The 13,891-nt window shown below is 58.4% G+C and carries 10 protein-coding genes; 4 read left to right on the top strand and 6 right to left on the bottom strand.

Features of this window, described 5'->3' with window-relative positions:
* Positions 1 to 60: 60 nt before the first annotated feature.
* Positions 61 to 2,925: an excinuclease ABC subunit UvrA gene (gene uvrA, locus ACXAH3_RS02735; protein WP_474860532.1), complete on the bottom strand. Its 2,865-nt coding sequence runs from the start codon at positions 2,923 to 2,925 to the stop codon at positions 61 to 63.
* A gap of 230 nt (positions 2,926 to 3,155) precedes the next feature.
* Between uvrA and ACXAH3_RS02730 the strand changes: the two genes are divergently transcribed.
* Together ACXAH3_RS02730 and ACXAH3_RS02725 are read left to right on the top strand one after the other, a co-directional pair.
* Positions 3,156 to 3,512 carry an ArsR/SmtB family transcription factor gene (locus ACXAH3_RS02730; RefSeq protein WP_474860531.1) on the top strand — a complete coding sequence of 119 codons (357 nt, stop codon included), beginning with the start codon at positions 3,156 to 3,158 and terminating at the stop codon, positions 3,510 to 3,512.
* Complete coding sequence (locus ACXAH3_RS02725; protein WP_474860530.1) at positions 3,505 to 3,936, top strand: SRPBCC family protein; 432 nt, start codon at positions 3,505 to 3,507, stop codon at positions 3,934 to 3,936. The genes ACXAH3_RS02730 and ACXAH3_RS02725 overlap by 8 nt, the downstream gene beginning before the upstream one ends.
* Positions 3,937 to 3,990: 54 nt before the next feature.
* Here the strand turns inward: ACXAH3_RS02725 and lpdA are convergent, their stop codons facing one another.
* The 5 genes from lpdA to ACXAH3_RS02700 all read right to left on the bottom strand — a co-directional run bounded on the left by lpdA (position 3,991) and on the right by ACXAH3_RS02700 (position 12,297).
* On the bottom strand, positions 3,991 to 5,385 hold the full coding sequence (gene lpdA, locus ACXAH3_RS02720; RefSeq protein WP_474860529.1) for a dihydrolipoyl dehydrogenase: 1,395 nt from the start codon (positions 5,383 to 5,385) through the stop codon (positions 3,991 to 3,993).
* Positions 5,386 to 5,495: 110 nt separating this feature from the next.
* Positions 5,496 to 6,080, bottom strand: a complete 585-nt coding sequence (locus tag ACXAH3_RS02715) for a DUF924 family protein (protein ID WP_474860528.1) — start codon at positions 6,078 to 6,080, stop codon at positions 5,496 to 5,498.
* 68 nt (positions 6,081 to 6,148) lie between these two features.
* Positions 6,149 to 7,408 (bottom strand): MFS transporter, encoded by a 1,260-nt coding sequence (locus ACXAH3_RS02710; protein WP_474860527.1) that lies wholly within the window; start codon positions 7,406 to 7,408, stop codon positions 6,149 to 6,151.
* Positions 7,409 to 7,500: 92 nt separating this feature from the next.
* Entirely contained in the window at positions 7,501 to 8,574 is a 1,074-nt protein-coding gene (gene queA / locus ACXAH3_RS02705) for a tRNA preQ1(34) S-adenosylmethionine ribosyltransferase-isomerase QueA (protein ID WP_474860526.1), read from the bottom strand.
* 36 nt (positions 8,575 to 8,610) lie between these two features.
* On the bottom strand, positions 8,611 to 12,297 hold the full coding sequence (locus ACXAH3_RS02700) for a hypothetical protein (RefSeq protein ID WP_474860525.1): 3,687 nt from the start codon (positions 12,295 to 12,297) through the stop codon (positions 8,611 to 8,613).
* Positions 12,298 to 12,510: 213 nt separating this feature from the next.
* Between ACXAH3_RS02700 and bcp the strand changes: the two genes are divergently transcribed.
* Positions 12,511 to 12,996 carry a thioredoxin-dependent thiol peroxidase gene (gene bcp, locus ACXAH3_RS02695; protein WP_474860524.1) on the top strand — a complete coding sequence of 162 codons (486 nt, stop codon included), beginning with the start codon at positions 12,511 to 12,513 and terminating at the stop codon, positions 12,994 to 12,996.
* Positions 12,993 to 13,865 carry a ferritin-like domain-containing protein gene (locus ACXAH3_RS02690; protein ID WP_474860523.1) on the top strand — a complete coding sequence of 291 codons (873 nt, stop codon included), beginning with the start codon at positions 12,993 to 12,995 and terminating at the stop codon, positions 13,863 to 13,865. The genes bcp and ACXAH3_RS02690 overlap by 4 nt, the downstream gene beginning before the upstream one ends.
* The last annotated feature ends 26 nt before the right edge of the window (positions 13,866 to 13,891 follow it).

The following is a 13,891-nucleotide window of genomic DNA, read 5'->3' as shown; positions in this document are numbered from 1 at the left end:
CTTCCCCAAACAGTTTTGCCCGCAATTCGTTGCCTCCAACACCGATTTTCGCCTGATGTATCACGACTTTTTCAGCAGGTCTTTCAGATAATACCCAGTGTGGCTTTCGGCCACCTTCGCCACCTGCTCGGGTGTGCCTTTGGCTACCACCGTGCCTCCGCCATCGCCGCCTTCGGGGCCGATGTCAATGATATGGTCGGCGGTTTTCACCACGTCCAGATTGTGTTCGATCACCACAACCGAATTCCCCTGATCAACCAATTCATGAAGCACTTCCAATAACTTACGAACGTCTTCAAAGTGAAGCCCCGTGGTCGGTTCGTCCAAAATGTAAAGCGTCCGACCGGTCGATCGTTTGGACAATTCCTTGGACAGCTTCACCCGCTGCGCCTCGCCGCCGGACAGGGTCGTTGCTTGCTGACCCACCTTGATATAGCCCAGCCCGACCCGCATCAACGCGTCCATCTTGTCGCGGATCGAGGGCACGGCTTGGAAGAACTCCTGCGCGTCTTCGACCGTCATATCCAGCACATCCGCGATGGACTTGCCCTTGAACGTAACCTCAAGCGTTTCGCGGTTATAGCGGGCCCCCTTGCAGGTCTCGCATTGTACATACACATCGGGCAGGAAGTGCATCTCGATCTTGATGACGCCGTCGCCCTGACACGCCTCGCATCGCCCGCCTTTGACGTTGAAGCTGAAGCGACCGGGCTTATAGCCACGGGTTTTCGCTTCAGGCAGACCAGCAAACCACTCGCGAATAGGCGTAAACGCCCCGGTATAGGTCGCGGGGTTTGATCGCGGTGTACGCCCGATGGGGCGCTGGTCGATGTCGATCACCTTGTCCAGATGCTCCAGCCCCTTGATGGTTTCACAGGGTGCCGGGGTCTGGCGCGCACCATTCAATCGCATCGAGGCGGTCTTGAACAAAGTCTCAATCGTCAGGGTGGATTTACCCCCGCCCGACACGCCCGTCACACAAACAAACTTGCCCAAAGGGAAGTCCGCCGTGACATTCTGCAAATTATTCCCCGTGGCCTTCTTCACGGTGATTTTTTTGCCATTCCCTTTGCGCCGCTTGGTCGGCACTGCGATCTCGCGCACACCGGTAAGATATTGTCCTGTCACAGAATTTTCGTTTTCCGCGATATCTTTGGGCGTGCCTTGAGCGATAATCTCGCCGCCATGCACACCGGCACCGGGGCCGATGTCCAAGACGAAATCTGCTTCGCGAATGGCTTCTTCGTCATGTTCGACCACAATGACAGTATTCCCCTGATCGCGCAGGTTCTTCAACGTGGTTAAAAGCCGGTCATTATCGCGCTGGTGCAAGCCAATCGAGGGCTCGTCCAACACGTAAAGCACCCCGGTCAAGCCCGAACCGATCTGGCTGGCAAGCCTAATCCGCTGGCTTTCCCCGCCGCTAAGCGTGCCTGAATTGCGGCTGAGTGTCAGGTACTCCAGACCCACATTGTTCAGGAACCCAAGGCGCTCGCGAATCTCCTTCAAGATTGCGCGCGCGATCTCGTTTTTCTGGACGCTCAGATGGTTCGGCGCGTCCTCGACCCAAGCCAAAGCCTCGCGGATCGACATCTCGACCACCTGCCCTACGTGAAGCAGCTTGTCAGCATCATCGGCGGGACCGATTTTGACCGCCAATGCCTCGTCCCGCAGGCGATACCCGCCACAAGCGCCACAAGGGCGGTTGTTCTGATACCGCTCAAATTCCTCGCGGATCCAGTTCGAATCCGTCTCGCGATAGCGGCGCTCCATATTGGGAATGACGCCTTCAAAGGGCCGCGTGACCTCATAGACCCGCCCGCCTTCATCAAAGCGGAACTTGATATCTTCCTCGCCCGAGCCATACAGAAACACCTGCTGCACATGGGCAGGCAGGTCTTTCCACGGGGTGTTCTTGTCGAACTCGTAATGTTTCGCAATCGATTCAATCGTTTGCAGGAAGTATGGCGACTTACCCTTCCGCCATGGAGCCAGCGCGCCGTCATAGACCTTCAGCGTGGCGTCCGGCACCACGAGGCGTTCATCAAAGAACAGTTCTTTTCCCAACCCATCGCATTCCGGGCAGGCGCCAAAGGGGGCGTTAAAGGAAAACAGACGCGGCTCGATCTCGGGGATGGTGAAGCCACTTTCCGGACAGGCGAAGTTTTCCGAGAAGGTTATAATCTCGGGATCACCTTCTTTCGGGGCGGTCTCGAACAATGCGATTCCGTCGGCCAGATCCAACGCCGTGCGGAAACTGTCAGCCAGTCGTTGCTCCATCCCATCGCGCACAACCACGCGATCCACCACAACGTCGATGTTATGCCGGTATTTCTTGTCCAGTGTGGGCGGTTGATCCAGCTCGTACATCTCGCCATTTACTTTGACGCGCTGGAAGCCCTTCTTCTGAAGCTCTTGAAATTCCTTGCGATATTCGCCCTTCCGGTCGCGTACGATCGGGGCCAGAAGATAGGCACGGGTGCCCTCCTCCATCGCCATCACACGGTCGACCATGTCCTGCACTTGCTGAGCTTCGATGGGCAGACCCGTGGCCGGGGAATACGGCGTCCCCGCGCGGGCAAACAACAGGCGCAGATAGTCGTAAATCTCGGTCACCGTGCCGACAGTCGAGCGCGGGTTTTTCGACGTTGTTTTCTGCTCGATGGAAATCGCAGGCGACAGGCCCGCGATGTGATCCACGTCGGGTTTCTCCATCATATCAAGGAATTGGCGCGCATAAGCTGACAGGCTTTCCACATAGCGCCGCTGCCCTTCCGCATAGATCGTATCAAACGCCAAGGACGACTTGCCTGAACCCGACAGCCCAGTGATCACCACCAGCTTATCGCGCGGGATATCCACGTCGATCGATTTCAGATTATGCTCGCGCGCACCGCGGACCTGTATTTCTTTCAACTCGGCCATTCTGACCCCCAATTCACACTTCAGTAACGGTTAGGGCAAAGCCCGCGGCGAGACAATCGAAAAGTTAGAACATTGCAGGAACATGCTGCCAACTACCGACAGGATTAGCACTACATGCCAGCTTTAGATTTTTTGACCTATCGCGCTCAATTGCGCGCTGGATCTTTCAAGCGCGGGTTTTCTGTGCCGAATTCATCATTCACCCCACGGGTTGACTGAAGGCATTCAGCATGTTATTCATCCATATGGTTGAACGACATGATACAGACACCCTGTCCACGGTTTTAAAAGCGGCATCTGATCCGACGCGCCGCGCCATCCTGACGCTGCTCGCGCAGGAAGGTCCGCTGCGGATCACTGATGTCTCGGCGCGGTTCGACATCAGTCTGAACGCCGTATCAAAACACATCAAAGCGCTTGAAGCCGCAGGGCTGGTGACACGCCGCACCGAATGGCGTGAACACTTGATCGAGGTTCAACTGGAACCTCTTTTACTTGTCGATCAATGGTTTAACGAACTCCGGTCGATCTGGGCGCTGCGCCTGGACGCCCTTGAAGCTGCCTTGAAGGAGGACGCCAATGACTGAACTTTCCCTGGAAATCACCCGCCACATCCCTCACCCACCCGAACGCGTATTTGACGCGTGGCTGGACCCCAAGATGCTGGCAAAATTCATGATACCCGGCGAAGGCGTGACCATCCCCGAGGCCAAGGTGGACGCCAAAGTCGGCGGGCAGTTTTTGATCATGATGCGTGTGCCAAACGCGGGCGACCTGCCCCATACGGGCGAGTATCGTGTGATCGACCGTGCCAATCAGCTGGCCTTTACGTGGATGTCGCAGAACAGTCAGGAAGATTCAGTCGTGACGCTGGATTTCGCGCCCAAAGATGGCGGAACCGACCTGACTTTGCGCCACGTCCGCTTCCCATCGGAACAAAGTCTTCAGGACCATAAGGGCGGCTGGACCCGTATTCTGGACATGTTGGCGGGACTTAAGGTGGCGGCCTAAGAAACGCAAAAGGCCGGGCGATCAACCCGGCCTTTTCCTTTAATTATCATCATCTTAAATGTGAATGACGCGATCATAGGCGTCCAGCACAGCCTCGTGCATGCTTTCCGAGATCGTCGGGTGCGGGAAGACCGTGTGCATCAGCTCTTCTTCCGTGGTTTCCAGCGTTTTGCCAACCACATAGCCTTGGATCATCTCGGTCACTTCCGGGCCGACCATATGCGCGCCCAGAAGCTCGCCTGTTTTGGCGTCGAAGATGGTCTTTATCATGCCCTCGGCGTCGCCCATCGCGATGGCCTTGCCGTTGCCGATGAAGGGGAAGCGGCCGACTTTGATGTCCAACCCCTGCTCTTTCGCTTTGGCTTCGGACAGGCCGACGCTGGCCACCTGCGGGTGACAATAGGTACAGCCGGGGATGCTTTCGGGTTTCACCGGATGAGCATGCAGCCCCGCGATCAGCTCGGCGACCATGACGCCTTCGTGGCTGGCTTTGTGGGCAAGCCACGGTGCGCCGGCGATGTCGCCAATGGCATAAAGGCCATCGACGCCGGTTCGACAGTATTCGTCGGTCACAACATGGGTGCGGTCGATCTTGACGCCCAGTTCTTCCAGCCCCAGACCTTCCACATTACCGACGATCCCGACGGCAGAAATCACAGTGTCGAACTCTTGCTTTTCTACCTTGCCGCCAGCTTCGATATGGGCGATGACTTTGCCTTTGGCGCGGTCCAGCTGTTTGACCATGGCTTTCTCCATGATCTTCATGCCCTGCTTGACGAAAGACTTTTTGGCGAAGGCTGAGATCTCGGCGTCTTCCACAGGCAGTACGCGATCCATCACTTCGACCACGGTGGTGTCTGCACCCAAGGTGTTGAAGAAGCTGGCAAACTCGATGCCAATCGCGCCCGATCCAATGACCAAAAGCTTCTTCGGCATGCGCGGCGGGTTCAGCGCATCTCGGTACGTCCAAACCAGATCGCCGTCGCCCTCTAGCCCCGGAAGTTCACGAGCACGGGCGCCGGTCGCCAGAACGATGTTCTTGGCGGTTAACTCTTCTGTGCCTTTCTCGGTTTTGACCGAGACTTTACCCTTGGCGGGGATCGTTGCTTCCCCCATGAAAACAGTCACTTTGTTTTTCTTCATCAGGTGGCCAATGCCGCCCGAAAGCTGAGCTGCAACGCCGCGTGAGCGCTTTACAATAGCGGGCAAATCATAATCGATCTTGCCAGCCGACAGGCCGAATTCCTTGGCGCGGTGCATCAAGTGGAACACCTCGGCCGAGCGCAAAAGCGCCTTGGTCGGGATACATCCCCAGTTCAGGCAGATACCGCCCAGATGCTCGCGTTCGATGATGGCCACCTTTTGGCCCAGCTGCGCCGCCCGAATAGCTGCAACATAGCCGCCCGGCCCTGCGCCGATCACGATCGTATCAAAACTCTGTCCTGCCATGGGTGGCTCCTCCTCATCCAAGATAGTTTGGCATTAAACTATTTTGTTCAATGGATCAATTACCTCAGCGAAACCCTGCTATTCGCTCAGCGAAAACCGGGAAAATCGCCTTACTTCTGTTCATCTTGCAACGCGTGAAGGATGCTTCCATAGCCACCATTGGTGATAAAATCCTTTTCTTCGGCACTGCTGTCGCGCCCAAGAGCGTCATTTCGATAGGGAAACCGCCCGAAGCGGTGAATGATTTCACGATGCACGCGGGCATGCAGCGTATCCCCCGCCCCGCGCGGTTCCGACATGCGGTTTTGCATCAGTTCGATGCAACGGTCCTGCATCGCCATCTCTTCCGAATGCATGAATGGCATGTAAAAGAACTGTCGTGTGGGCAGGTCGATCTGCAAATCCAGCCCGTTATCAATTGCACGCTCGGCGCAGGCCAAGGCTGCAGCATCCGTCGCAAAAGACCGCGCGTCGCCGCGAAACATGTTGCGGGGGAATTGGTCGGTCAGGATCAGAAAACCCAAGGCACCTTCGGCTGTGTCCTGCCATTGATCCAAAGCGCCTGCCTGCGCTGCCTCCCAACTGGGTAGGAACCTGTCGCGGATGGTGTCATCCAACGCCTCGGTGCCGTTATACCAGCCGTCAGGCCCGGTTTCGTCGACCCAGAAGTGGATGATCGTTTGCGCTGTGGCCATATTGTCCTCCCACCCATTACCCTAACGGGCGTGGGGAACACTGCAAGCCCTGTCGGCATTTAGCGCCCTCAGCTTTCGTCCTCGTCACTGGCTTCGGCTTCATCCGCCCAAAACTCTTGCGCCATGTCCACCGCAACGGGGGACGTCGCTGGGGCCATGGTCATAAACGCACCGGTCTCGGCAGGCGCAGGGGCAGAACGCTGGGTCGAACGCCACAGGCCATACGCCAGCAAGGCCAGAAGCAAAATCGCCATATAGGCCCAGAACCCGCTGGGGCCGATGACGCCCATCACCCAACCCGAGATGATCGGCCCGGCAATCGCGCCGATCCCGTTGATGAAAATCAAACCGGCCGAGGCCGCGGGCATGTCATCGGGCTCAAGAAAGTCATTCACATAGGCCAGAAGCAGGGCGTAAAGCGGGTTGGTCATACCGCCCATCAGGAACGCAGCGCCCAAAAGCACGGAATAGCTTGAAGACAGGAGTACCGGCAGGAACCCAGCGAACGCCGCGACGGCGGTGACAACCAGGATCAGGATGCGGCGGTCCATTCTGTCAGAAATCCAGCCGATCGGATATTGCAGCACCAGCCCGCCAATATAAAAAGTCGACACAAAGCCCGAAATCTGCGCCACGCTCAGCCCCGCCTGCTGACCATAGACCGAGGCCATTCCGAACTGCGCCGCAAAGACGCCGCCAAGGATAAAGAAGCCCACACAGCCCAAGGGCGAGATCGTGAAAAGCTCGCGCAGGCTTAGGCCCTTAGTGGTTTCAAAGGCGGGGGTCGGGTTGATTGATAAAAGGATGGGTGCAAAGGCAATCGAAACCAGCACTGACGGGATGATGAACAAGATAAAGTCGTTGGGATCGCCCAGCACCAAAAGGCCCTGTGCGGCGATAATGCCCACCATCTGTACGAACATATAAAGCGACAGGGCTTTGCCGCGGTTTTCGTTGTCAGCGGCGTTGTTCAGCCAGCTTTCCGCCGTCACATACACGCCCGAAAAACAAAAGCCGACCGCAACGCGCAGAAGCGTCCAGGCAATCGGGTTGGTCATCGCCGGATAGAGGATCAGAACGGCCGAGATAAACGACCCAAGTGCCGCAAAGACCCGCACATGCCCGACCCGGCGGATCATCACCGGAGCCATCCGCGAGCCAAACAGGAAGCCTGCAAAATAGCCAGACATGACCAAGGACAGCTCGAATGTGGAAAAGCCTTCCAGCCCACCACGAATCCCCAACAACGTGCCCTGCACGCCGTTGCCAACCATCAAAAGCATGACGCCCAACAGAAGCGCCCAAGAGCTTGCCAGAACCTGAAGCATGAAGTCCTCCGCCAATCCGAGATGTTCAGTCTAACCGACCCTGTCCGTTCAGAAACGCATTTTCGCGACCTCGTAGAGTCGCGTTCCGGCCTTTACGCGCCCCGATCGGCACCGTGCGGCAACAGAAGCGAGCTGTCTCCGTAAGAAAAGAAGCGATATTTTTCGGCTATCGCATGGGCATAGATGTCGCGCATCCGCTGTGTGCCCATCAAAGCCGAGACCAGCATCATCAACGTGGATTTGGGCAGGTGGAAGTTGGTCATCAATCCATCTGCAATCGAGAACTCAAAACCCGGTGTGATGAAGATGTCGGTCTCGCCCGTCCACGGGGCGATCTGCCCCTTTGCGATGGCGGCGCTTTCAATCAGGCGCAACGCCGTTGTGCCTACCGGGATCACTCGCCCGCCTTCGGCAAGAGTTGCGTTGATCTGATCCGCCGCTTTCTGGCTCACCTCGCCCCATTCTGCATGCATTTTGTGCTTTGAAACGTCATCGACCTTCACAGGCAGGAACGTCCCCGCCCCCACATGCAACGTGACATGGGTCAGGCCGACGCCCATCCCTTTGATGCGGTCCAAAAGGTCAGTGTCAAAATGCAGCGACGCTGTGGGCGCGGCCACGGCACCCGAGTTGCGGGCGAACACCGTCTGATAGTCCTCGTTATCCTGCGCGTCCGCCGCGCGTTTGGCAGCGATATAGGGCGGCAGGGGCATCTTCCCGGCTTCGGCAATCGCTGCGTCAAACGCGTCGCCTTCCAGATTGAACCGCAGCACCGCCTGATCATCGTCACGGCCAAGAAACTCAGCATTCAGATCGTCCGAGAACGCGATCACATCGCCCTCTTTCAACTTGCGAAGCGGCTTGGCCATCGCGTGCCATTGGCCCTGTCCATCGGGCGACAGAAGCGTGATTTCGATGTTGGCAATGCCTTCGCCGGGGGCCCCACCCGGACGGGTGCGGGTGCCAAACAGACGGCCCGGAATGACCTTGGTGTCGTTCAGGATCAGCCGATCCCCCGGCCGCAGCCAATCGGTCAGGTCGCCTACATGGGCGTCGGTCAGCCTGTCAGGCGTTGCGACCAAAAGACGGCTCGCCGTGCGCGGGCGCACGGGGCGGGTCGCAATCAGATCCTCGGGCAGGTCAAAGTCAAAATCACTCAGTTTCATGGCCGCGCACATATGGCTGATCCGCGCCCGCGTCAATCATTCCGGCTTGGGCGGAGGCGATCGCCGGAAAATGTCGCGGAAAATTCCGGGCGTCAGGACGGACAGCGGATTGACTGACACCTGCGGGTCGGTGGCCGAACCGCCAAGCTGATAGTTGAACCCGACCAGCCCTTCGCCCTTCCGTGCAAAAATGCGCCCCGCCGAGTTCACCAGATAGAACGGAGAGATGACGCCCTGCATCTGCATCTGCTTGGCCCCGAGATAGTAATACCCGTCCATCGAAATCCCCATTGAATGGCCCGAGGCCGCGCCCTCGTAAATGGTGACTTTTTCGGGATCCAGCCGGAAGCGGGCGTCGACATCGGTAAAGGGTATGCCCTGCCCGCCCAGTTGCTGCAAAAGACCAATGACCGAGATGGCGGACAAAAGCTCGGCCATCGCAGGTGCATTATGGACCGAGATATCGTCGGTGATCTCGAGGTTTCCGTCGTAGACGCCCTTTCCGCCGGCCGGGGCCAAAACCAGCTCCATCTTGCCGCCCTTGGCGGATTTGAACAGCCCGGCCTCGCGCATGACAGCGCCTGCGTTGCGGGCCTTGATACGGAAGGCGGTGCCGTTGGGTTGCGGGGCTGCAGTGCCACGGATCACGGGCTTGCCGGATACGCGGCCCTCGAACCGGCCAGATAATCCCTGTGACGTGGTTTTCAGATTGGCCTCGAACGGGGTCAGAACGATGCCTTCCGAAATGGTCAGCCGATCCAGTTTCAAATCAATCGGGGTTTCCCCGGAAGATCCACCGCCCCCGCCCGAGCCAAACGTGGCCCCGCGCATGTCAATCGAGCCGCCATTAACCGTCACAGCCACCGGAACGCCCGCACCACGCCCGGTCAGCGTAACCTTAGCGTCTAGCCAATTGCCCAGCTTCACCCGGTCAAATATCGCTGTATCCAAACCGCCTTCCGTGCGGATGTTCACTTGCCCCGCCGCCGTAAGACCCGGAGCCGTCAGCGCCAGTTGGTCGATCCTTGGGACCTCGCCCAGATCTGCGGTGAGCGTGACCTGCCCGTCCGAACCTTTGGATTTGGACCAACCCAAAGCTGGGATCGACAAACCGACGCCATTCAGATTGCCCTCGAGCGTCAGACGCGGGGTCGTGTCTTTTGCCAACACGATCTTATAATCTCCGCGCCCTTCACCCTGCACGGTTCCGGCGGGCAGGCCGACCTTAAAGACATCCAGCATCTTGGTGTTCAAAGGGAACTGCCCGGTAACGGTGGATTGTTCGGCGGCTTTCCCGGCCTTAAACGGCAACTTCCACAGACCTGTGACCGGTAGGCCCGACAAGGTTCCCTGCCCCTGAAGGCTTAGCTGCTTGTCATCAAAACGCATCAAAGCTTTGGGCAGTTCCAAATCGTGGCCGGGCACGATCTTAGAGCTGGCGACATTACGAAGATCGGCGGTCAGGTCGTAAGATATCGCATCCCGCGGCAGCTTCGGTTGCATTTGAACATCAATACGCCCCCTGACAGTCGCACGGCCGGTGGCGATGTCCGGCCCCATCTTGCCCTCGCTTGCACGAAACACGCGGAAGGGTTTGGCGTTTAGCAGATTCAGCGCAGCACTCATCGTTCCAGAGACAGACAGGTGAACCTCGGCTGGGACCGGCGGCCGGGCGATGTTGGGATCAGCGCCCGCCGGGCGGGGTTTCGCCAATTTCGGAATGATGAACTGAGTACCCGATGCGTCCAGAACACTGGCAAGCTTTCCGTTTTGATCCAGCGGACGCACCACAGCGCGATCTGCCACGATGGACAATCTCCGTCCTTCAATCACCAGACGTCCATCCGCATTTTCAATGGGTTGCATGTCTTTGACCGCGTGGATCGTCATATCCTTATAAGACGCGCTCATATTCAGCTGTGCAGGCGCATCGCCGTGCTTGCGCCACGCAACCGCGACGTCCTGAAAACGGCCATCCGACACGTTCTTGCGGATCCATTCACGGGTTTGCGTGCTTCGCGCCTCGGGCCACAGGGCGATAACCTGCGCGGGTGTAACTTCGTCCGCGCGGCTGTCAAATCCCAAGGACCACCCGTCACTGTCCGCCGAAATCCGGCCTGATCCAGCAATCTGGCGGTCTTCATGGGTGACATAGGCCTGGCCGATCATCACTTCGAACGGGTCCAGCCGCAGCCGGAAATCCGCGCTGCCCTGCCCCAGCAGTACAGTCTTTTCAAACAGGTCTGACGGGTTCACTTCAGCCTCGGAAAGCTGGATCTGACCGATCAGTTCGGTCGGCCAACCACCCGACCAACCGCGCAAATAAGCATGCCCGGCCGCTTGGGCCTGCACCCATTCAGACGACAGCGACATTTCCGAGAAATCCATGCGCTCGCGTTCAGGGTCATAGTCAATCTGAACCCGCCCCCCATTGAACCGCACCGGTTTTGCCCCGGCATCGGGCGAAATCGCGCCCGCGCCGAACTCCATAAACCCGGACAAGTCGGAAATCGCTCCATCCTCGTCCATCGTGGTCAACAGCTCGCCCGAGATCGGCGCATCCACGATCCCAAGGAAGGTCAAAAGCGGAGATTGAGCGGCAATGTCGGCGGAAAGCGCATTCTTGAATCGCGCCGTAAACTCGGCCGCCGAGGAATTCTTGGCACTCCGAAATTCCAGCACTGTCTCGGCCAAAGTTTCGGTCTGGTTAAAAACGTCGAAAGTCACTTCCATGCGGACATCATCAGCGTCCTGCGTGATGACCAGCGCCCCGTCGGTCACCTGCCAAATCCGGCCTGTGCGAGCGTCTTCAAGCGTGATGGTCAGCCCACCGGCGCGGATTTCGTCAGTAGAAGCCAGCGCGCCAGCCGCAAAGACCTTATCAATGCCGTCCAGAACACTAGCAAAGTCGCCAGTCGCGCCGACCCCCTGCCCAAAGCTGAGGGCGAAAGCCCCGTCCGCTTGTCTGCGCACAGTAATCTGCGCACCCGAAAGTTCCAGCGACGCTGGTTCCAACCTCCCGGACAAAACCGGCCAGAACAAAACCGAGCCTTCGACCGCGTTCAGACGCCCGATCTCTAATCCGGTTTCGTCACGAATACCCAGATCGATCAGCCGCAACCGGGGGCGTCCATTGCCGGACACGCCAAGCTCGATCCGTGAAAGCGAAAGGCCGACCGCATCCGATTGCGCATTCAAATGCTGTTCGACCCGCTGGGCCACCCAATCGGGCATCGTAACCACGCGACCCGAAACGGACAAAGACACCAGCGCCAGAAACAATGCCGCAGCGCCAAACAGGAACACGGTCCAGACGCCCATGCGGCGTTTCAACTTACGGGGCAACTTGGGCTTTGGCGTGGGCGCGGCCACCGGTGTCGCATCAGGCACATCACGCGAGGGCACAACGTCGAGGCTTGCGGCCTCGGACGCAGCCGGTTCCGACCGGCGAAGTTTAGGAAGGTCACGCTTTCGGCGGGGCTGATCATCGCGGTCGGAGCGAACCAAGTTTTCCACTCGGCGCGGCTTGCGAAGGCGCATGAAGGCTTGTTCAACCAGCCCACGCAATGGCAGGCGGCGGGCGCTGGCCGCCAGCACGGCAGCCTCGGCCTGTTCGATGCTCATTTCACCGGCAGTTTCGCGACCCTGCGACGCCGTCCCTTGCGCACCGCCTTTCGGAGGCACGCCAGTCAGGTCATCATCTGGCGTCGTATCACTGGTCATTCTGCCTGTCGGACCGGCCTTGCAGCCCCCTGTCTTTTCAATCATTCTGCCCAAAATACCAAGACGGGGAAAGTCCTGAATAAGGGCACGAGCCCGGATTTACCGCCCCATCGGCACAATGCCACCGCGCAAATCGGTTCGTTGCTACGCTCAGCACCGCCAGCATATGTTTTGCAACGGTTCTAACGGCTTAACGGAAGGAGTTCCAGAAACATGACCCAGACCCTGCCCGCAATTGGCGACATCGCGCCGGATTTCACCCTTCCGCAGGATGGCGGCGACCCTGTGACCCTGTCCGAATTGGCAGGCAAGCCGGTGGTTCTGTTCTTCTATCCCAAGGACAACACCCCCGGTTGCACCACCGAAGCGCTGGACTTCACCGCGCTGCTGCCCGAGTTCCAAGCGCTTGGCGTGCAGGTGTTGGGCGTGTCGAAAGACAGCTTGAAAAAGCACGAGAACTTCCGCGCAAAGCACACGTTGGCCATTCCTTTGCTTTCTGATGCCGAAGGTGACGTCTGTGAACGTTATGGCACGTGGGGCGAAAAGAAGAACTATGGTCGCACCTATATGGGCATTACGCGCTCGACATTTCTGATTGACGCGAATGGCCGCATTGCGCAGGTTTGGACCAAGGTGAAAGTGAAAGACCACGCGCAGGATGTTCTGGACACTGCGCGCGAACTGGTGGCGGGCGCATGACCGGCCTGCCAAAGCCCTTGGCCGAAATGGCAAACGAGATTCTTCGCACCGCAGACGGGCGCGAAAAAACCGCCTTGGCACGCAAATACGCCGCCACATGGTTTGCTGCACGCGAGGCGGGTCAGATCACATCCCCCTTGCAGGACCGCGAGCGCGTCATCGGTCAGGCCACCCCGCCTGACTTCCCCGCGCGTCCGGAAAAGCCCGAGCTGAAAGACCCGCGCGATGTACCCCGCCGCCGTCCGGGTGCGCGTCCCGGTCAGATCGCCTTGCTGCACGCCGTGGCACATATCGAACTGAACGCGGTGGACCTTCATTGGGATATCATCGCGCGGTTCACCGACACGCCGATGCCGCTTGGGTTTTATGATGACTGGGTGAAAGCCGCTGATGAAGAAGCCAAGCATTTCAATCTTGTATGCGACTGTCTTGAAGCCTTGGACAGCCACTATGGCGCGCTGGCCGCTCATGCGGGCATGTGGCGCGCGGCGGAAGATACGGCCACAGATTTTCTGGGTCGGCTCGCTGTGGTGCCGATGGTACTGGAAGCACGCGGGCTGGACGTCACCCCCGGCATGATCGAGATTTTCCGCAAGGCAAACCTGCCTGACACGGTGGCCGCGCTGGAAGTGATCTATTCCGAGGAAGTCGGCCATGTGGCCTATGGGTCCAAGTGGTTTCACTTCCTTTGTGGGCGTCACGAACTTGACCCGAAAGACACGTTCCACCAGCTTGTGCTCACCTATTTCCACGGCGCGCTAAAGCCCCCTTTCAACGAAGAAAAACGCGCCGAGGCCGGGTTGCCGCCGGACTTTTACTGGCCCCTTGCCGAGGAAGCCTTGGACCGTCAACGCGGTACGCCAAATTGACGCAACCGCTTGCTGAAAATCAGAAT

The sequence above is a fragment of the Aliiroseovarius sp. ABM4_368 genome (assembly GCF_056161205.1).
The sequence above is the reverse complement of the archived record's forward strand: the minus strand, read 5'-3'. Positions and strand labels throughout refer to the sequence as shown.